Origin of the sequence: Halopseudomonas pelagia (assembly GCF_009497895.1) — a bacterium.
Classification (GTDB): domain Bacteria; phylum Pseudomonadota; class Gammaproteobacteria; order Pseudomonadales; family Pseudomonadaceae; genus Halopseudomonas; species Halopseudomonas pelagia_A.
Map to the genome: position 1 here is coordinate 3,780,259 of NZ_CP033116.1, position 18,371 is coordinate 3,798,629.

Below are 18,371 nucleotides of genomic sequence, written 5' to 3' on the forward strand. Positions count from 1 at the left end.
ATTGCCCGGTCGCTCACAGATGCAGCCTTTTGCCCTCAGGTCGGAATGGCTATACTGCGAAGAGAATCTATTCATAGCCCGATTCTGCTCCATTCCACTGACCGAGTCCCACTTTGAACCCGACCCCTCCCCCCTCCGAAAATCTGTTCCTGCGCAGTTATGGCGCCTGGCGCCAGCACAGCGTCAAGCTCACGGGCAAACTGCTGATGCTCTCCATACTACCGTTGGCGCTATTGGTGTTATGGATGGGGATACTCGCTTTTGGCGAATTGAAACAAACCACCGCCCGCCAGGCGGACGCGATCGGTGAAGCTCTGGCGAGTCAAATCGCCGCTGCGGTAGCTGAACCGCTGGCCGCGGATGACCAATTGAGCCTGAATATCATGCTGGCACAGTGGCAGCAGAACCCGCTGGTGGCGCATACCCGGGTGTTCACCGCTGAAAACCGCATGATTGCAGAAGCCGGCGATCGCGTCAGCGCCACGCGTATGGCGCCTGGGCAAGGTCAGTTCAACGCTGCGGTGCGTATTCAGGATACATTGGCCGGTCAAGTGCAGCTTAGCCTGGCGTCCGAACCTTTTATGGCACCGGTCAACGGCATGTTGCGGCAACTGGCCTGGGCCGCCTTGCTGCTGGCACTCTGCGTGGGCTTTGTCGCCTGGCGCATGGCGGGAAATATGCGCCGGGTGCTGCAACAGCTGGGTGAATGGCAAGCTGATTCACCAGCCCCAGGCCAGCACAGACGCGACGAACTGGGTGACCTGGCGCGACAATTGGGAAGACGCTACGAAGACCCCGCGCTGCAGGACGTAACCGCAGCGGAGTCGGACGGTATTGAGGCCGGTAGCCGCGATGCTGACGCATTGAGCGTGCCGGAGCCGCAGCTGGAGAACCCAACGTCCGTTGCGCAAACAACTGCGAGCGAGCCTGATCTGAATTTGGAGACGTCCGAATCGATCAATCCTGCAGAAGTGCGCCTGCCTGAAGAACTCGGCGCGCACCTGCTGACACCAGACCCCACGGACCAGTCTAGCCCTGCAGTCGCGGAGGAAGAGGGTCAGTCAGATACTGACAGCAAAGACGAGCAAGCCCGGGACGAGCTTGCTCCCACGCCGACCACGGCAACGCAAAAAGCCGTCGATGCCGCGCACGCGGACGCAGCTCTCAAAGAAGAGACAGCAATAACACCTCCAGCCCCGCTGGAGACCACGGTTCTGGCCATTCGCCTGGGTAATCAGGAAGCTCTGCGACGGTTGCCCCGGCCACGCCTGATGGCACTGCTGGGCCGTTACCGCGAGCAGCTGGGTCGTGCTTGCGAGCTATATAACGGGCACCTTCAGACCCTGCACGATGGCACCAGCCTAGTGGTGTTCCATGCGGGGGAGTGCCGCCAGGATGAGCTGACCCATGCTCTGTGTTGTGGGGAGTTGTTGCGCGTACTGGGCCATGATCTTCAGGTAGAAATCGCTGATACCGGCATCACCCTGCACTTGCACCTGGCACTCTGTCACGCGCCCAGTCTGCAGGATGTTCCTGCTGAAGACCTGGCTCAGCAGCCAGCCTGCCAGACCCTGATAGAGCAGGTGCAATACAGCCGTAACCTGCTGCTGCTGGACTCGGGCCTAGCCACTAGCGATATGTTACGTCAGCGCGCAGTAGTCAGGCGCCTGGCCAGCCAACCAGGGATCTACTGTATCGAACGCCTACAGGACCCCTACCAAGCGATGCTTGAGCAGCAGCTCAATCACTTTTACCAGCAGCGTCAGAGCTGAGTGCAACACTACGCCCGGCTTCAACACTGATCAGATCTACCTTCTGAAAGCCGCGTGGCAACTTGTTGCCACGTCGGCCACGCTCACCCCGGTAGTGCTCCAGATCAGCCGGTTTGAGCGTTAGAGTGCGCTTACCAGCGGTCAGTACCAAGTTGGCATCAGCGGTCAGCAACGCCAGACCCAGCAAAAACTCCTCACGGGTTTTGACTCGAGCCGAGGGTAAAGAGAGTATTTTATTGCCTTTGCCTTTGGCCAACTGGGGCAGATCAGCTAGCGGAAACACCAACAGCCGCCCTTCGTTCGAGATCGCCACTACCAAATCCGTTTTCTGATCGCTGACCACCAATGGCGAAATGACTTTGCCGCCCTCAGGCAGACTTATCAGCGCTTTACCGTTCTTGTTCTTGGCAAGCAAATCGCTGCCCTGGACGACGAACCCGTAGCCTGCGTCGGAAGCCAGCAAATACATGGCCTGCTCGTCGGGCATCAGGATACTTTCGAAGCCAGCACCCGGCGGGGGACTGAGGCGACCGGTCAAGGGCTCGCCCTGACCACGCGCCGAAGGCAAGGTATGCGCCAGCAGCGAATAGCTGCGACCTGTCGAATCGATCACCACTACCTGCTGATTGGAGCGGCCACTTGCCTGTCCTTGAAAAGCATCACCCGCTTTGTATGCCAACGCACGACCATCTACATCATGACCCTTGGCGCAACGTATCCAACCTTTCTCCGAGAGCACGACGGTGACCGGCTCGGAGGGCAGTAGTTCGGTTTCGGACAGCGCACGTGCTTCGCTACGCTCGACCAAGGGCGATCGGCGATCATCACCGTAGGTTTCTGCATCGGCGATCAGCTCATCGCGCACCAGATTGCGCAGCAGTTTTTCGCTACCCAGCACCGCTTGCAGCTTGTCGCGCTCCTCTTCCAGCAAGTCCTGTTCGGCGCGAATCTTCATCTCTTCGATGCGTGCCAACTGGCGCAGGCGCGTGTCGAGAATATAGTCTGCCTGCAGCTCGCTAAGGCCAAAACGCGACATCAACTCGGCCCGCGGATGCTCCTCGGTACGGATGATATGAATCACTTCATCCAGGTTCAGCCAGGCAATCTGCAAACCTTCCAACAGGTGCAGGCGGGCCAACACCTTATCCAGCCGATACTGCAGGCGCCGCCGGACAGTCGAGATCCGAAAGCCCAGCCATTCGCTGATCAACCCGCGCAGATCCTTGACGGACGGACGGCCATCGGTACCGATCACGTTCATGTTGACCCGGTAACTGTGCTCCAACTCGGTAGTGGCGAACAGATGTTGCATCAGCTCTTCGGGATCAACCCGGTTGGAACGCGGCACTATAACGATGCGGGTCGGGTTTTCATGATCCGACTCATCTCGCAGGTCCGCCACCATTGGCAGTTTCTTGGCCTGCATCTGCGCGGCAATCTGCTCCAGCACCTTTGAGCCGGAGACCTGATGTGGCAGCGCGGTAACGACGATGTCGCCCTCCTCGCGCACCCATACAGCGCGGCTGCGCACCGAGCCTTTACCGGTGGCGTACAGCTTCAACAGTTCACTGCGCGGAGTAATGATTTCCGCCTCGGTGGGGTAGTCCGGCCCCTGGATATGCTCCATCAGCTCATCCAGTCCAGCGCCTGGATCATCCAGCAAGCGCACACAGGCCGCAGCCACTTCACGCAGGTTGTGCGGGGGAATATCGGTGGCCATGCCCACGGCTATACCCGTAGTGCCGTTCAGCAGAAGATTGGGCAGGCGCGCCGGCAGCACCATGGGTTCATCCATGGTGCCATCAAAGTTTGGCTGCCAGTCGACCGTACCCTGACCTACCTCGGCCAGCAGCACTTCGCTGTAACGGGCCAGGCGCGCCTCGGTATAACGCATGGCCGCAAAAGACTTGGGATCATCCGGCGCACCCCAGTTGCCCTGGCCGTCTACCAGGGGGTAGCGGTAGGAAAACGGCTGAGCCATCAGCACCATGGCTTCGTAACAGGCCGAGTCACCATGGGGGTGGTATTTGCCCAGCACGTCACCAATGGTTCTGGCCGACTTCTTGTGCTTGGAAGTAGCTGACAGACCCAATTCGCTCATGGCGTAAATGATTCGCCGCTGTACCGGCTTGAGACCATCGCCGATATGCGGCAGAGCCCGGTCCATGATCACGTACATGGAATAGTTGAGATAGGCCTCCTCGGTGAAGGACGACAGCGCGCGGCGCTCCACCCCATCCATACTCAGATCCAGACTGTCACTCATACTCATCCTCTATTTCATGGTCTGTCAGGGTGATTTGTTCAGGGATACTGCCGCAAGATCAGCTCACCGCCCTGCTGACTGAATTCCAGTTGCTGCAGGGCACTCATGCCCAGCAAAATATCGTCGCCACCCATGCCTGGCACAATGCCTGCGTCTATATCCCGCAGGTGAATATCGCCCAGATCCAGCTGATCTATCGTGGTGGCATAACTGTCCGCTGTGCCATTGGCGGTGCTGACCTGAAAGCGCCTACCCTGCGGCAACTGCAGCCGTTGCGCCACTGCTGCCGGAATAGCGACGAAGCTGGCGCCCGTATCCAGCAGAAAGGTTACTTCCTGGCCATTGATCTGGCCGTTAAGCAAATAATGCCCCTGCCGGTTAGCCAGCAGCCGTACCTCAATTGCATCGCCGGACATCATTGATTCCGGGGCCTGATTGGGATTGCGTTTGCGTTCCTCTAAGCCGGAAAACCACTGCACAGCGAGCAGCAACCCGATCACCCAGGCCAGGATCATCATCACTTTACCCATGCGCTGGGTGGATGGCGACTCGCTCATGCGGTTTCCTTGGAATGGCGCAGCAGATCTGTAATCAGAGCAGTACCTCGGCCAGGTCGCCCTTGCTTTCCAACCAGGCTTTGCGGTCAGGTGCGCGCTTCTTCGCCAGCAACATGTCCATCAGAGCTTCGGTACCTGGCATATCGTCGATGGTCAGTTGCACCAGCCGGCGGGTATCCGGCGCCATGGTGGTTTCACGCAGCTGCAGCGGGTTCATCTCACCCAGCCCTTTAAAGCGGGTCACCTGGATCTTGCCGCGCTTGCCTTCGGCTTCGATGCGATCGAGGATGCCCTGCTTCTCGGCATCATCCAGCGCGTAAAACAACTCCTTGCCCACATCGATCCGGTAGAGCGGCGGCATTGCTACAAACACATGCCCTGCGGCTACCAGTGGTTGAAAGTGCTTCACAAACAACGCGCAAAGCAAGGTGGCAATGTGCAGGCCGTCAGAGTCGGCGTCTGCCAGAATGCAGATCTTGCCATAACGCAGTTGCAGCAGATCCGGCGAGCCTGGATCGACGCCAATGGCTACGGCGATGTCGTGTACTTCCTGCGAGCCCAGCACTTCGCCGGAGTCGACCTCCCAGGTATTCAGGATCTTGCCGCGCAGCGGCATGACCGCCTGAAATTCCTTGTCGCGCGCCTGCTTGGCGCTGCCGCCAGCCGAATCACCCTCGACCAGAAACAGCTCGGAGCGGCGGCTGTCCTGCCCAGCGCAATCGGCCAATTTGCCCGGCAGCGCCGGGCCTTGAGTGATGCGCTTGCGCTCGATTTTCTTGCCGGCCTTGAGACGCCGACCGGCATGATTGATCGCCAACTCGGCAATCTGCAGGCCGATTTCGGCATGCTGATTCAGCCACAGACTGAAAGCATCCTTGACCACACCGGAAACAAACGCAGCGGATTCACGGGAAGAAAGCCGCTCCTTGGTCTGCCCGGAGAACTGCGCTTCGGCCATTTTCAGCGAGAGCACGTAACTGACGCGCTCCCAGACGTCCTCCGGCGCCAGCTTGACGCCGCGCGGTAACAGATTGCGAAACTCGCAGAACTCCCGGATCGCCTCAAGCAACCCGGCGCGCAGACCGTTGACGTGGGTACCGCCCTGGGCAGTGGGGATCAGGTTGACATAGCTCTCCTGAATCAGATCGCCGCCTTCGGGTAACCAGAGGACGGCCCAGTCCACAGTTTCCTGGCGCGCCTTGAGTGCGCCAGTAAAGGGCTCTTCCGGCAGCTTGGGCCATTCGGCGCAGGCGTCCATCAGGTAGTCGCGCAGGCCGTCTTCATAGAGCCAGGTGTGCTGTTCTCCGGACTGGCGGTCATCAAATTCCACCTTCAGGCCCGGACACAAAACCGCCTTGGCCTTGAGCAGGTGTTTCAGACGGCTGATGCTGAATTTGGGCGAGTCGAAATAGCTGGAGTCTGGCCAAAAGGTCACGGTAGTACCGGTATTACGCTTACCCACCGTGCCAACCACTTCCAGCTCGCTGACTTTTTCCCCGTGCTCGAAGGCCATCGCATATTCCTGGCCGTCGCGGCGCACGCGCACATTGACCCGCAAAGACAGCGCATTGACCACCGAAATACCCACGCCGTGCAGCCCGCCGGAAAACATATAGTTCTTGCTGGAAAATTTGCCGCCGGCGTGCAGCCGGGTGAAGATCAGTTCAACCCCGGATACGCCCTCTTCGGCATGCATGTCGACCGGCATACCCCGGCCGTCGTCGGAGACCTCCAACGCATTGTCCTGATGCAAAATGACCGAAATGCAGCGTGCATGCCCGGCCAGCGCCTCATCGACGCTGTTGTCGATAACTTCCTGCGCCAGGTGATTGGGGCGCGTAGTGTCGGTGTACATGCCCGGGCGGCGGCGCACCGGATCCAGACCACTGAGGACTTCCAGTGCATCGGCGTTATAAGTCGATTGGGACATAAGCTGTCTGGTTTTCCTTGATTCCGGGGGTGCAGGGGTATGTCGGTCCTAGCTTACAGCAGCGGTCAGCGTGGAGGCGCTTGAATGTTGGCTGGCGGCACCGACCGACTGTGCTGACCGACTGCGCTGAATAGTATCTGCCTTGCCCCGGCCGTGCCAATGCCCATGCGCAGCAGATCAGTACCCGGTCGCACCGGGGTCAGGCAGGAAACGGCCCTCGGCAAGCCGAGATACAGCGGTTTCAACCTGCCCATCATCGAACAAACGCAACCAGCGGTAGCCCGGCGCCCGTTCATCGGTAGCAAAATTTTCACTGTGCGCGGCGAACTGGACGCAGGTTGAGGGCGAAGCCAGCATTCGCACATGGCCAAGTTGTTGGTCGAAGTGCTGATGAATATGCCCCCAGAGCACCAGCCTGATCCTTGCATCAACCTCCAGCCTGTTAAGTAGCTCAGGTGCATTCAGCAAGCCCAGCGGATCCATCCAGCCGCAGCCAATGGGCACTGGATGATGATGCAGACACACCATGACAAACCGCTCACCCGCCCCTGCCAAAGCCCGATCAAGGACAGCCAGTTCCGCCGCGGCCAGATGGCCCGCCACCGCGCCGGGGATGTTGGAATTCAACAACACGATGCGCCAATTCCCCAGGTCAACCCACTCGCAACTGAAACCCGATGCCTCGCCCAGCTGCTGCATCAGCTCGGCGTTGTCGTGATTGCCGGCGATCCAATGGCATGGAGCCGGCAAGCGCTGCATGGCATGCGAAAATCGCTGATAGGCTGCCGCGCTGCCATCCTGAGCGATATCACCCGTGGCCAGTACCAGATCCATGCTCGGCACCTCGTCCAGCACCAGGTCAATCACTGCCTGCAAGCTGGCGTGTGTATCCAGCCCCAGCAAGTCGGCATCGGGATCGGCATAAAGATGGCTGTCTGTCAGTTGCACGACGCAGACGTGATCTGCTTGCATTGTTAGCGGTGACGCCATCGATCGCCTGCTCCTGGCCACTTTGTTCAAGATCTATAATCGCAACTGGATTGCAGAGAATCCAGCGACTGCATCACAGCTGACGCACGCCAATATCGTGCTCGGCTATTTCAGCGCTGGATAATAACAGGATGAGCACTCTGACCATACCGCTGGCAATAGCCCAGCCACTCGCCAAGAAACTGATTGAGCTGAAACTTTTCGTCCGGCTGGAGCATCTGCTCATTGGGGTAGGGGTACACGCCGCGAAAACGCCGGCGATTATACGCGGCGACCACTTCTGCCATGCCGGCGTCATGGTACAGGCGTACTTCCATGCTCGGTGGGGACATCCACTCATGTTCACGCTGATGAATCAGCTGCAGGGTTGAGGTGTAGCGACAACGCTCCAACACCCTCATTTGCAAGACCTGCTGCTGGCCATCCTGGGCCTCGACATGCAAACGATGCTCACTGTGATCGTGCATACCCGGCATCAACTTCAACAATCGCCAATAATTGGTTTCACAGACGGTTTGCAGACCGATCAGATCAACTCGATAGCGCGGCTTGCGTTGGGCGATCATGACTGCGCCCCGGCTTGAGCCTGCAAGCGCTCGGCATTCATCGTCAGCCACTGCAGCGCAATAATGCTGGCCGCATTATCGATCAAACCCTGCTGCATGGCGTCGATCGCATCAAGCCGCGACCAGCAGCTGACGCGAATATCCTCGCCTTCTTCCAACAGCCCATGTATTCCTCCGGCCCCTCGGCTATCAACCAGCGCACAATACAGATGCACTTGTTCGTCACTGCCGCCAGGGGAAGGGAAGTAGCGTGTAATGGGTAACAGCTCCCGCAGCGTCAAACCCGCCTCTTCCTGCGCTTCTCGATGAGCCACCTCCTCAGGCGACTCATCCTTGTCAATCAGCCCGGCTACCAATTCCAGCAACCAGGGCCGGTCACTTTTCTCCAGCGCGCCAATGCGTATCTGTTCAATCAACACGACCTGATCTTCCCAAGGATCATAAGGCAGAACGCAGACCGCATCCGGGCGGACAAATAACTCGCGCCGCAGCTCTGGCCCCCAACCGCCGTTGAACAACCGATGACGCAACGTCAGCACATCAAGCCGGTAAAAGCCCTTGAATCCAGGCTCCCGGCGGATGATTTCAACGTCGTTACGGGAAAAAATGCTCAAATCGTGCTGCCCTCACAGATGGCCGAGTTTGCTTACTGGAATTGAATACAGCTATTAAACTCGCACACCTGCCAGGGCCACGGCAAGACTTCAGACCTTTTGATACAACTGCGAGCCGGATGAGCGGAATTCCCTGGACTTGGCCTGCATACCCTCCTCGACCGCAACGTCCACTGCGTCAATACGTTGTGCCGCCGCGTAATCACGGACTTCCTGGGTAATCTTCATCGAGCAGAACTTGGGCCCGCACATGGAACAGAAGTGCGCGACCTTGGCCGAATCCTTCGGCAGGGTCTCATCATGAAAGGAGCGCGCGGTGTCCGGGTCCAGCCCGAGATTGAATTGGTCCTCCCAGCGAAACTCGAAGCGCGCCTTGCTCAGCGCATTATCACGGATCTGCGCGCCAGGATGCCCCTTTGCCAGATCGGCGGCATGGGCAGCAATCTTGTAGGTAATGATGCCGGTCTTGACGTCATCCCGATTGGGCAGCCCCAGATGCTCCTTGGGCGTGACGTAACAAAGCATCGCGCAGCCGAACCAGCCGATCATTGCCGCACCGATACCCGAGGTGATGTGATCATAGCCCGGCGCAATATCCGTAGTCAGCGGCCCTAGCGTATAGAACGGCGCTTCATCGCAGCACTCCAGCTGCTTGTCCATGTTCTCCTTGATCAGTTGCATGGGCACATGCCCAGGTCCCTCGATCATGCATTGCACATCGTGCTTCCAGGCCAACTTGGTCAACTCGCCTAAGGTTTCGAGTTCGCCAAACTGCGCTTCGTCGTTGGCATCAGCAATAGAACCTGGACGCAGACCGTCGCCTAGCGAGAAGGACACGTCGTAAGCCTTCATGATTTCGCAGATATCTTCAAAATGCGTGTAAAGAAAGTTTTCCTGATGATGCGCCAGGCACCATTTCGCCATGATCGAGCCGCCCCGCGAAACAATGCCGGTCACCCGCTTGGCGGTCATCGGCACATAGCGCAGCAACACCCCCGCGTGAATGGTGAAGTAGTCCACGCCCTGCTCGGCCTGCTCAATCAAGGTGTCGCGGAAGATTTCCCAGCTCAGGTTCTCGGCCACGCCATCGACCTTTTCCAGCGCCTGATAGATCGGCACCGTGCCGATTGGCACCGGCGAGTTGCGAATGATCCATTCCCGTGTTTCATGAATATTCTTGCCGGTGGACAGGTCCATCACCGTGTCCGAGCCCCAGCGAATACCCCAGGTCATCTTCTCCACCTCTTCCTCAATGGAAGAACCCAGTGCGGAGTTCCCGATATTGCCGTTGATCTTCACCAGGAAATTGCGACCGATGATCATCGGCTCCAGCTCCGGGTGGTTGATATTGGCCGGAATGATCGCCCGACCCCGGGCGACTTCATCGCGCACGAACTCAGCGGTAATCTGCTTGGGAATACTGGCACCGAAGCTATGACCGGCATGCTGCATTTTGGTCAGTCCGGCATCGCGTGCTGCCTGCAGCTGCATATTCTCGCGAATCGCGATGAACTCCATCTCAGGCGTAATAATGCCCTGGCGAGCGTAATGCATCTGGCTGACATTGCGCCCGGCCAGCGCACGGCGCGGATTGCGCACGTGCGCGAAGCGCATATGATCAAGCGCCGGATCTGCCAGACGCGCGCTGCCGAATTCAGAGGTCAGGCCCGGGAGCTTTTCCGTATCGCCACGCTCATCGGTCCAGGCACCGCGTACGTCCGGCAAACCCGCTCGCAGATCAATCCGGGCCTGGGGGTCGGAATAGGCGCCGGAGGTATCGTAAACCAGCACCGGGGCGTTCTGTTCGCCGCCCATATCGGTCGGCGTATCCGCCAGACTTATCTCACGCATGGGTACACGAATGTCAGGCCGGGAACCTGTCACATAGATTTTGCGTGAGCCGGGAAAAGGCTGGGTGGCGGCGCTGTCAGCGCCGGAGGAAGCAATTGCTCTATCGGGTAAACGGCTGTTCATGAATGTTGCTCCACTGCGGGTAAGTTCGCAGGGAACCGAAACGGCATACCACACTGACCACGAGCTGGACTTCAGCGAGTGCTTATCTCGATTCCTACGCCGGTACTAACCGGTTCAGGTTCAACGGGTATTATCTCAGCCTCTGGCAACAACGCCGCGGGCACCCCGTCAAGATGAGCAGTCAGCTTAATGCTCCACAAGCCGCGTCGCAAGTATGTTCCAGACATCTCGCGACGCCTCTGCAACCGGGCCCCAAGGTTCTGGCAACGCGGCGACAGCCAGATGAAACACTTTGTTCCCCTGCTGACCCCAAGCATTGCTTGACCGCCAGCTTGCTTGTCCTTAGCCTTGGCTGATTATTCCATTCATGCGAAGGATTACTGCATGCTGCGCCCCCTGTTTGTCGCCGTTTTACTGGCCGGCTTGTCCAGCCACGCCATGGCCAAGACCGATCTTCTCACCGTCTACCAGGAAGCACTGGCCAACAGCGCTGACCTGGCCGCCGCCGAAGCCGATGCGCTCGCCCGTCAGGAAGTACTGCCCCAGACTCGCGCACTGCTGCTGCCCAATATCGGTCTGGGTGCTGGCGTGGCACGTGAAGAGATCGACGTGGATGGCGCCGGAAACGACACCTACACCACTGACTACTACCAGGCCAGCCTGACCCAGCCACTCTTTCGCGCCGACCGCTGGTTCAATTATCAGGCAGCCAAATCGCTGAGCAAGCAGGCGCAACTGGAGTTTTCCGCGACCCAGCAAGCGCTGATCCTGGAAGTGGCCGAAGCCTATTTCAACGTACTGCGAGCGTCTGACAATCTGGCAACTGCCCGGGCCGAAGAAGATGCCTTCGAACGCCAACTGGATCAGGCGCGTGAGCGCTTTGACGTAGGTCTTTCAGCACGCACCGATGTTCTGGAAGCGTTGGCCGGTTATGACAGCGCGCGTGCGGCCCGGCTGACGGCAAAAACCAATCTGGACGTCAGTTACCAGGCGCTGACCCGCCTGACCGATAGCGACTATCAAGAGCTGATGGGCATGAGTCATGATTTGCCGATTCTGCCGCCGATGCCGAGCAATCTGCAGCAATGGGTGGATACTGCTGCAGCCCAGAACCTGAACCTGCAAGCTACGCGTTACGCTATCACCAGTGCGTCGGATACGCTGCGCAGCAGCCGTTCAGCCTACGCCCCTTCTGTTGATGCCTTTGTGCGCTACAACAACAGTGGTGGTGGCGCCGAATTTGGCAACCAGGGAGCCGGGGTTGGCGTTGGACAACAGGGCAATGGCGACACCGAACTCACCAGCTTTGGCGTCGAGCTGACCATGCCGCTCTACACTGGTGGTGCCACCAGTTCAGGTGTTCGCGAATCAGGTTATCGGCTAACTCAGGCCGAGCGAAATAGTGAAGCGCAGCTGCGGCGGGTGGTCGAAAGCACTCGCAACCTGTACCGCACCGTCACATCGAGCGTGGAAGAAGTTGAAGCCCGCCGCCAAGCGATCATCTCCAGCAAGGCCGCCTTGGACGCCACCCAGACCGGCTACGAAGTAGGCACCCGGAATGTCGTCGATGTGCTGGAAGCGCAGCGCAACTTGTTCCGCGCGGTACGTGATTACAATACCGTGCGCTATAACTACATCATCGACAACCTAAGCCTCAAGCAGGCGGCCGGCACGCTGAGCCCGGAAGATCTGGTTGACTTGTCACGCTGGCTGAACCCGGATTACGACCCGGACCGCGACTTCATACCGCCCTTTACTGAAGAGGAAGCGCAACGCATGTCCCTGGGTCGCCAATCAGCCCCGGGGCAGGAAGAAACACGCATGCGCAGCTCATTCTAAGCAATTTAGTTTAACGATTGCGCCACCCAAAACACCGGGCATGCCCGGTGTTTTTTTATCTGCAGTTTGATGTTTCTGGCATGAAGGGTTCCGGCATGAAAGGCTCCAGCATGGTCAGCGTTCATTTGAGCTGCTGCGCAATGCCGTGCAGCAGACGTTCAAGCGCACCCTGATTGTTCTGCACCACCGTTTGCCCGGCAGTACCAGCGCGACGCGCTTCGACTGGTTGCTCCAACCATTTGACTACCGCAGCAGCCAGGGTTTTGGCGTCGCGCACCTGACGCAGCGCGCCGGCACCCTCAAGCAGCTCACTGATCTCGGCGAAATTATAGCGGTGCGGGCCCGAGATGATCGGCAATCCCAGCGCAGCCGGTTCAAGATAATTATGCCCTCCATTGGCTACCAGAGAGCCGCCAACAAAAGCGACATCGGCACAGCTGTAGAGCATCATCAACTCGCCCATGCTGTCGCCTAGAAATACCTGATCGGTGTGCGCAGCAATCGCTCCTGAGCTACGGCGCACCACAGGCATGCCCGCCGCTTCGACCAATTCAGCCGCGCTGTTGAAACGCTCTGGATGCCGCGGCACCAAGATCAACAAGGCCTCTGGCACAGAGACCAGCACCTGTTTATGTGCCGCCAGCACCTGTTCATCTTCGCCGGCATGGGTGCTGGCTGCGATCCAGACCGGTCGTTCGCCCCAGCTGCTGCGTAACTGCACTGCCTGCTCGCGAGCAAGGGGGTCAGGCTGCAGATCAAACTTGATGCTGCCGGTGATGAGCATCGAATCTTCTTTGACCCCCAGGCGCTTGAAACGCAGCGCCTCGGCCTGCGTCTGTACTGCCACCCAGTCGAGTGCTGCAAACATCGGCTCGACCAGCCAACTGATGCGCCGGTAGCCCCTCGCCGAGCGCTCCGAGAGCCGAGCATTGGCCAGCACCATGGGCACACCTGCCGCTTTGGCTTCATGCACCAGGTTTGGCCAGAGTTCGGTTTCCATGATAATACCGATACGCGGCTGCAAGCGGCTGACAAAGCGCCGCTGCAAGCCAGGCAGGTCATAAGGCAGATAGGCGTGCCCGACCTTGTCATCAAACAGTTTGCGGATTTGCTCCGAACCTGTGGGTGTCATGCAGCTGATGGTGATCGGCAACTCCGGGTAGCGCTGCATCAACTGCCGCACCAGCGGTGCCGAAGCGATCGCCTCGCCCACCGATACGGCGTGAATCCAGATGCCACCTGGGCGCAGGTCACCGCCGAAAGCAAATCGTTCATGCCAACGCCGTGCATAGGCTGGCGCCTTGCGGGCACGATACAACAGACGCAACAACACCAGCGGCATGCACAGGATAAAGATGAGGCTGTAGAGCGTACGTGACATGAGAGTTCCTCGGGAAACGATCAACAACAGGACACCCCCTTTGGGTGCGACTCATAGTAGCAGATGTGACCGCGAGCACCGGCAGTGTCTATACTAGGGCTCTTTCTGCAAAAGCATCGGAGCTTATGAGCACAACTCTGGAAACCGATATCTGTATCCTCGGCGGCGGTATCGCCGGCCTGTGGCTCAATGCCCGCCTGCGCGGCATGGGCTACAGTACCCTGTTGGTCGAGCGCGGCGCGTTGGGTGGCGGCCAAAGTGGCAAGTCGCAGGGCATCATTCACGGCGGCACCAAGTATGCGCTGCACGGCAAACTGACTCAGGCAGCGGAAGCGATTTCCGCTATGCCCGGCCGCTGGCGTGCTTGTCTGCAAGGCGAAGGCGAGTTGGACCTGCGCGGCGCCCGCCTGTTATCCGAGCATCATTATCTCTGGTCGCCGGGCAGCCTGATCAGCAATCTCGCCGGCTTTTTCGCCAGCAAGGCGCTGCGTGGTCGGGTGGACGCGGTTAAGGGCAAGGACTTGCCTGAAGTCTTCGCCAACCCGGCTTTCAAGGGCAAGGTCTACCGCCTGGCCGAACTGGTTATGGATGTGCCAGATGTCGTCAGACGTCTCAGCGAGCTGGCGGGCGACAGTCTGATAGCGGACAGCGCTCCGCATGTCGAGCGCCGCGAAGACGGCAGTATCGAATGCATTCGCCTCAATGGCAGGAGAATCAAAGCGCAGCGTTACATACTCACTGCGGGCGAAGGAAACGAAGGGTTGTTACAGGATTGGGGCGTTAGCCAACCGGCCATGCAGCGCCGCCCGTTGCAGATGGTGCTGGTCAAGGGCGCCAACCTGCCTCCCTTGTATGCGCACTGCCTGGGTAGCAGCCCAAAACCGCGCATGACCATCACTACTCACCCCTGCGCCGACGGCCAGTGGTGCTGGTACCTGGGCGGCGAATTGGCCGAACAGGGCGTCAACCTTACCCCGGACGCTCTCGTGGCGCGCGCGCGCCGGGAGCTGAGCGAGTTGCTGCCCTGGGTCGACCTGCAGCACTGTCAGTGGACAACGCTGCCCGTAAATCGCGCAGAGCCGGCGCAAAGCGGCGCAGCCCGGCCGGATACCGCGTATCTGCAGGCGGTGCAGAACGTGCTGGTCACCTGGCCGACAAAACTGGCTTTGGCTCCAGACCTGAGTGACCAGGCCATCGCTGTGCTTCAGCAGCAAGGCATCCAACCCACCTTTGATGATGACTACAGTGCGCTACCCAGACCCTCAATCGCACTGCCGGTATGGGATATCTGCTTCCCATGAATAGCCTTCACGCCCATCACCGGCCGCTCGGCAGCAGCGGTCTCACGGTGTCACCGCTGGGCCTGGGCACGGTCAAATTCGGGCGCAATACCGGGGTGAAATATCCACAGCAGTTCGAGTTGCCGGACGATCGGCAAGCGCTCGAGCTGCTCGCACTGGCGCATGACCTGGGCATCAACCTGATCGACACCGCACCCGCCTACGGCACCAGTGAGGAGCGGCTCGGCACGCTACTGGCCGGTCAGCGGCAAAACTGGGTCATCTGCAGCAAGGTGGGCGAGGAATTCGAGCAGGGCCAGTCGCATTTCAATTTCAGCGCCGCACATACCCGTCTCTCGGTAGAGCGCTCACTGCGCAGACTCAATACGGATTATCTTGATCTGGTGCTGGTGCATTCGGATGGTAACGACCTGCAAGTACTCAATGGCGAAGCCTACCCTGCGCTGGAGCAGCTCAAACGTGAAGGCCTGATTCGCGCCTTCGGCTTCTCCGGCAAGACGGTAGAGGGCGGTATTGCCGCGTTGGAAGCAGGCGATTGTGCAATGGTGACGTACAACCTGGCGGAACAGGGCGAGCGTTCGGTGCTGGACTTCGCCCTGTCACACAACAAGGGCATTCTGATTAAAAAAGCCCTTGCCAGCGGGCACCTTTGCCTTCAGGGTGAGGACCCGGCGAAAAAGAGCCTGGAGCTGGTCTTCGCCCATCCTGCGGTGGCCTCCGCCATTATCGGCACTATCAACCCCCGGCATCTCCAACAGAATGTCATCAGCGCCCTCAAGGTGCTGGATAGCTTATAAAACAAGAGGGAAGTGCATGTCGCGCATCATTGCCCGAGTCAATCCGGTCATTTTCAAAACCCAGGCCATTCACGTAAAGGCCAGCCCTGAGGTCCTGTGCTACACACCGGTGGGCAACCCCTTGGGATTCGCAGAGATGCAGGACCTGCGCCAGCCCGTTTCAGTCGACGACCCCGAGTCCTTCGAGCTGACTGTCGCCAATATGGGTGTGTCGGTAGACTTGAGCCTGACCTGGCAAGAGCGCGATTTTCGCGTGCTGATCCGCCAGGACCGCACTGAGCAGGAAGACAACGTACTCAAGTTGATTTCCGGTTACGTACCAGCGCACGAGCTGCGTGTGCCGCTGTTGACGGTCATGACTGAAATTGCCGAGGAGTTATTACTGGAGAGCAATCGAGGATGGCTTCAGGGCCGCTATATGGAAACCTGGCTGCCCACGCCCTACTCTGCCAGCCTGCCATTGAGCAAACGACACTCCTACCAATTGACCTCGCATCATGCTGCAGCGCATCCAGTCCTGTGCCGGGAGCTGCATTTGATCGAGCGCCCTCGCGCCTATGTGCACCTGCCCACCAACTCTCTGCAACTGGTGTATTCCATGCAGCTGCAGCTGCCGGACAACTGCCCGGGATTGACCATGCTGCATGCCGACGAGCATATGGATACCGAGAAAAATCAGTTGCTGGTTGAGATGAACTATCAGCGCCCGGAAATCTTCCTGGCAGAGATGCGCGATGGTGCGGCGACCGGCAAACTGTTCAGCCTGGAACAGGGTGAGCTGGTGCCACGCAGGCCAAAGAACATCTGGCTGAGCGAAGCGCTGGCACCGCAAACGGGTTGGGTAATTGAAGAGCCACGCAGCAAATGGCCCGAAGGGCTTACCCGCCTCTAGAGAGGCGGTAACCCCCAACTGATTGAGCAAGGCAGCCTCAACGCTGGCGAATTTTCTCGACGATGGCTGTGGTAGAACAGCTTTCCACGAAGTTCAGCACTTTCACTTCGCCACCGTAGGCCTGCACAATGGGCGCGCCTACGACCTGGTCCACGCTGTAATCACCGCCCTTGACCAATACATCCGGCTTGACTTCAGCCAAGAGCTTCTCCGGCGTATCTTCAGCAAAACTGATGACCCAGTCCACCGCGCCAAGTCCGGCGAGCACCGCCATGCGCCGCTCCACGCTGTTGATCGGACGCCCAGGGCCTTTCAAGCGACTTACCGAGGCATCATCGTTGATCGCCACAATCAGCCTATCACCCAGACTGCGCGCTTCTTCCAGATAACCTACATGCCCGGCGTGGATGATATCGAAACAACCGTTAGTGAACACAATGCGCTCACCGTGCGCACGCGCATCCTCGACCGCCTGCAATAACTGCTCCATCCCCAACACACCTCGCTCGCTGCCCTGCTCGCGCTGAACTGCCCGGCGCAGCTCCGGCGCACTGACCGCAGCGGTCCCCAACTTGCCGATCACGATGCCCGCCGCCAGCGTAGACAAGCCGACAGCATGAGGCAGGCTCTCGCCCGCGGCCAGCGCAGTAGCCAGCGTGGAAATCACCGTGTCGCCCGCGCCGGTAACATCAAACACCTCGCGCGCGCGCGCAGGCAGATGCATTGCCGCTTCACCCCGCCGCAGCAACGTCATGCCCTGTTCGCTGCGCGTAACCAGCATCGCCTCAAGGTCCAGCTCCTCAATCAGCGCCATGCCCTTGTCAACCAACATCTGTTCGCTGGAACAATGCCCGACTACCGCTTCGAATTCCGACAGGTTGGGCGTAATCAGCGTCGCACCGCGATAAATACTGAAATCCTTGCCCTTGGGGTCGGCCAGAACCGGGATGCCGTGTTCACGCCCCAACGCGATCAGCGCCTGATGGTTCACCAGAGCACCTTTGCCGTAGTCCGACAAAATCATCACCTTGACCCCACCCAGCAACCCGCGAACAGACTCCAATAGCGCGTCGCCGTCAGTCTTGAACGGTTCTTCAAAATCCAGGCGAATCAACTGCTGGTGACGACTCATAACCCGCAATTTGGTAATCGTGGTCTTGCCCGGATGCGCCTGAAAAGCGCAATAAACGCCGGCAGCGTTAAGGCGTTGTTTAAGGCTTAACCCAGCTTCGTCGTCCCCGGTGACGCCCACCAGCCAAGCCGGTGCGCCGAGGGCCGCGATATTTAACGCGACGTTACCCGCCCCACCGGGCCGGTCCTCAATCTGTTCCACCTTGACCACCGGCACTGGCGCTTCCGGGGATATGCGGTGAGTTGGCCCATGCCAGTAACGGTCAAGCATGACATCGCCGACCACTAGAACCGGGGCGGAATCAAAACGGGGCATGGTCAATTTCATATGTCTTGTATACCTATATTCGTTCGGCTATTC

Annotated in this window: 14 protein-coding genes and 1 riboswitch; of the genes, 5 read left to right on the forward strand and 9 right to left on the reverse strand. The window is 59.1% G+C overall.

The features are described from left to right. The first annotated feature begins 113 nt into the window (after positions 1-113). A complete protein-coding gene (locus EAO82_RS17455) occupies positions 114-1,772 on the forward strand; it encodes a hypothetical protein (protein WP_096348439.1) in 1,659 nt (552 codons plus the stop codon). Here EAO82_RS17455 and parC read toward each other — a convergent pair. The 7 genes from parC to thiC form a co-directional block, all read right to left on the reverse strand. After that, positions 1,741-4,038: a DNA topoisomerase IV subunit A gene (gene parC, locus EAO82_RS17460; protein WP_096348440.1), complete on the reverse strand. Its 2,298-nt coding sequence runs from the start codon at positions 4,036-4,038 to the stop codon at positions 1,741-1,743. The two genes, EAO82_RS17455 and parC, sit on opposite strands and share 32 nt — an antisense overlap. 38 nt (positions 4,039-4,076) lie before the next feature. Continuing rightward, positions 4,077-4,595, reverse strand: coding sequence for a TIGR02281 family clan AA aspartic protease (locus tag EAO82_RS17465; RefSeq protein WP_096348441.1), 519 nt, complete (start codon positions 4,593-4,595; stop codon positions 4,077-4,079). 34 nt (positions 4,596-4,629) lie between these two features. Further along, a complete protein-coding gene (gene parE, locus EAO82_RS17470) occupies positions 4,630-6,525 on the reverse strand; it encodes a DNA topoisomerase IV subunit B (protein WP_096348442.1) in 1,896 nt (631 codons plus the stop codon). 177 nt (positions 6,526-6,702) lie between these two features. Continuing rightward, the gene (gene cpdA / locus EAO82_RS17475; protein ID WP_231703240.1) at positions 6,703-7,497 is read right to left on the reverse strand and encodes a 3',5'-cyclic-AMP phosphodiesterase; all 795 of its coding nucleotides are present in this window, start codon (positions 7,495-7,497) and stop codon (positions 6,703-6,705) included. 128 nt (positions 7,498-7,625) lie between these two features. Further along, positions 7,626-8,081 carry a DUF1249 domain-containing protein gene (locus tag EAO82_RS17480; RefSeq protein WP_410402960.1) on the reverse strand — a complete coding sequence of 152 codons (456 nt, stop codon included), beginning with the start codon at positions 8,079-8,081 and terminating at the stop codon, positions 7,626-7,628. Continuing rightward, the gene (locus EAO82_RS17485) at positions 8,078-8,695 is read right to left on the reverse strand and encodes an NUDIX domain-containing protein (RefSeq protein ID WP_096348444.1); all 618 of its coding nucleotides are present in this window, start codon (positions 8,693-8,695) and stop codon (positions 8,078-8,080) included. Before EAO82_RS17485 ends, EAO82_RS17480 begins: the two co-directional genes overlap by 4 nt. A 90-nt stretch (positions 8,696-8,785) precedes the next feature. Beyond that, positions 8,786-10,669 (reverse strand): phosphomethylpyrimidine synthase ThiC, encoded by a 1,884-nt coding sequence (thiC, locus tag EAO82_RS17490; protein ID WP_096348445.1) that lies wholly within the window; start codon positions 10,667-10,669, stop codon positions 8,786-8,788. 74 nt (positions 10,670-10,743) lie between these two features. Beyond that, positions 10,744-10,847: riboswitch (TPP riboswitch) on the reverse strand. A gap of 206 nt (positions 10,848-11,053) precedes the next feature. Here thiC and EAO82_RS17495 point away from each other — a divergent pair. After that, the gene (locus tag EAO82_RS17495) at positions 11,054-12,508 is read left to right on the forward strand and encodes a TolC family outer membrane protein (RefSeq protein ID WP_096348446.1); all 1,455 of its coding nucleotides are present in this window, start codon (positions 11,054-11,056) and stop codon (positions 12,506-12,508) included. 121 nt (positions 12,509-12,629) lie between these two features. Here the strand turns inward: EAO82_RS17495 and waaA are convergent, their stop codons facing one another. Further along, positions 12,630-13,889: a lipid IV(A) 3-deoxy-D-manno-octulosonic acid transferase gene (gene waaA, locus EAO82_RS17500; protein ID WP_096348447.1), complete on the reverse strand. Its 1,260-nt coding sequence runs from the start codon at positions 13,887-13,889 to the stop codon at positions 12,630-12,632. A 125-nt stretch (positions 13,890-14,014) separates the two neighbouring features. Between waaA and EAO82_RS17505 the strand changes: the two genes are divergently transcribed. From EAO82_RS17505 to EAO82_RS17515, 3 genes are read left to right on the forward strand one after another with little or no spacing between them, the layout of a single operon-like run. After that, positions 14,015-15,190 (forward strand): FAD-dependent oxidoreductase, encoded by a 1,176-nt coding sequence (locus EAO82_RS17505; RefSeq protein ID WP_096348448.1) that lies wholly within the window; start codon positions 14,015-14,017, stop codon positions 15,188-15,190. Next, on the forward strand, positions 15,187-15,987 hold the full coding sequence (locus tag EAO82_RS17510; protein ID WP_096348449.1) for an aldo/keto reductase: 801 nt from the start codon (positions 15,187-15,189) through the stop codon (positions 15,985-15,987). The genes EAO82_RS17505 and EAO82_RS17510 overlap by 4 nt, the downstream gene beginning before the upstream one ends. Positions 15,988-16,003: 16 nt before the next feature. Then, on the forward strand, positions 16,004-16,879 hold the full coding sequence (locus EAO82_RS17515; protein WP_096348450.1) for a metal ABC transporter ATPase: 876 nt from the start codon (positions 16,004-16,006) through the stop codon (positions 16,877-16,879). 37 nt (positions 16,880-16,916) lie between these two features. On the opposite strand, the gene hldE is transcribed toward EAO82_RS17515, so the two are convergent. Beyond that, entirely contained in the window at positions 16,917-18,338 is a 1,422-nt protein-coding gene (gene hldE, locus EAO82_RS17520) for a bifunctional D-glycero-beta-D-manno-heptose-7-phosphate kinase/D-glycero-beta-D-manno-heptose 1-phosphate adenylyltransferase HldE (protein ID WP_096348451.1), read from the reverse strand. Between the last annotated feature and the right edge of the window lie 33 nt (positions 18,339-18,371).

Excerpts from the sequence above, each read along its gene's own strand:
- parC (WP_096348440.1), bottom strand. The coding sequence starts at position 4,038 with ATGAGTGACAGTCTGGATCTGAGTATGGATGGGGTGGAGCGCCGCGCG.
- EAO82_RS17465 (WP_096348441.1), bottom strand. The coding sequence starts at position 4,595 with ATGAGCGAGTCGCCATCCACCCAGCGCATGGGTAAAGTGATGATGATC.
- parE (WP_096348442.1), bottom strand. The coding sequence starts at position 6,525 with ATGTCCCAATCGACTTATAACGCCGATGCACTGGAAGTCCTCAGTGGT.
- cpdA (WP_231703240.1), bottom strand. The coding sequence starts at position 7,497 with ATGCAAGCAGATCACGTCTGCGTCGTGCAACTGACAGACAGCCATCTT.
- EAO82_RS17480 (WP_410402960.1), bottom strand. The coding sequence starts at position 8,081 with ATGATCGCCCAACGCAAGCCGCGCTATCGAGTTGATCTGATCGGTCTG.
- thiC (WP_096348445.1), bottom strand. The coding sequence starts at position 10,669 with ATGAACAGCCGTTTACCCGATAGAGCAATTGCTTCCTCCGGCGCTGAC.
- EAO82_RS17495 (WP_096348446.1), top strand. The coding sequence starts at position 11,054 with ATGCTGCGCCCCCTGTTTGTCGCCGTTTTACTGGCCGGCTTGTCCAGC.
- waaA (WP_096348447.1), bottom strand. The coding sequence starts at position 13,889 with ATGTCACGTACGCTCTACAGCCTCATCTTTATCCTGTGCATGCCGCTG.
- EAO82_RS17505 (WP_096348448.1), top strand. The coding sequence starts at position 14,015 with ATGAGCACAACTCTGGAAACCGATATCTGTATCCTCGGCGGCGGTATC.
- EAO82_RS17510 (WP_096348449.1), top strand. The coding sequence starts at position 15,187 with ATGAATAGCCTTCACGCCCATCACCGGCCGCTCGGCAGCAGCGGTCTC.
- EAO82_RS17515 (WP_096348450.1), top strand. The coding sequence starts at position 16,004 with ATGTCGCGCATCATTGCCCGAGTCAATCCGGTCATTTTCAAAACCCAG.
- hldE (WP_096348451.1), bottom strand. The coding sequence starts at position 18,338 with ATGAAATTGACCATGCCCCGTTTTGATTCCGCCCCGGTTCTAGTGGTC.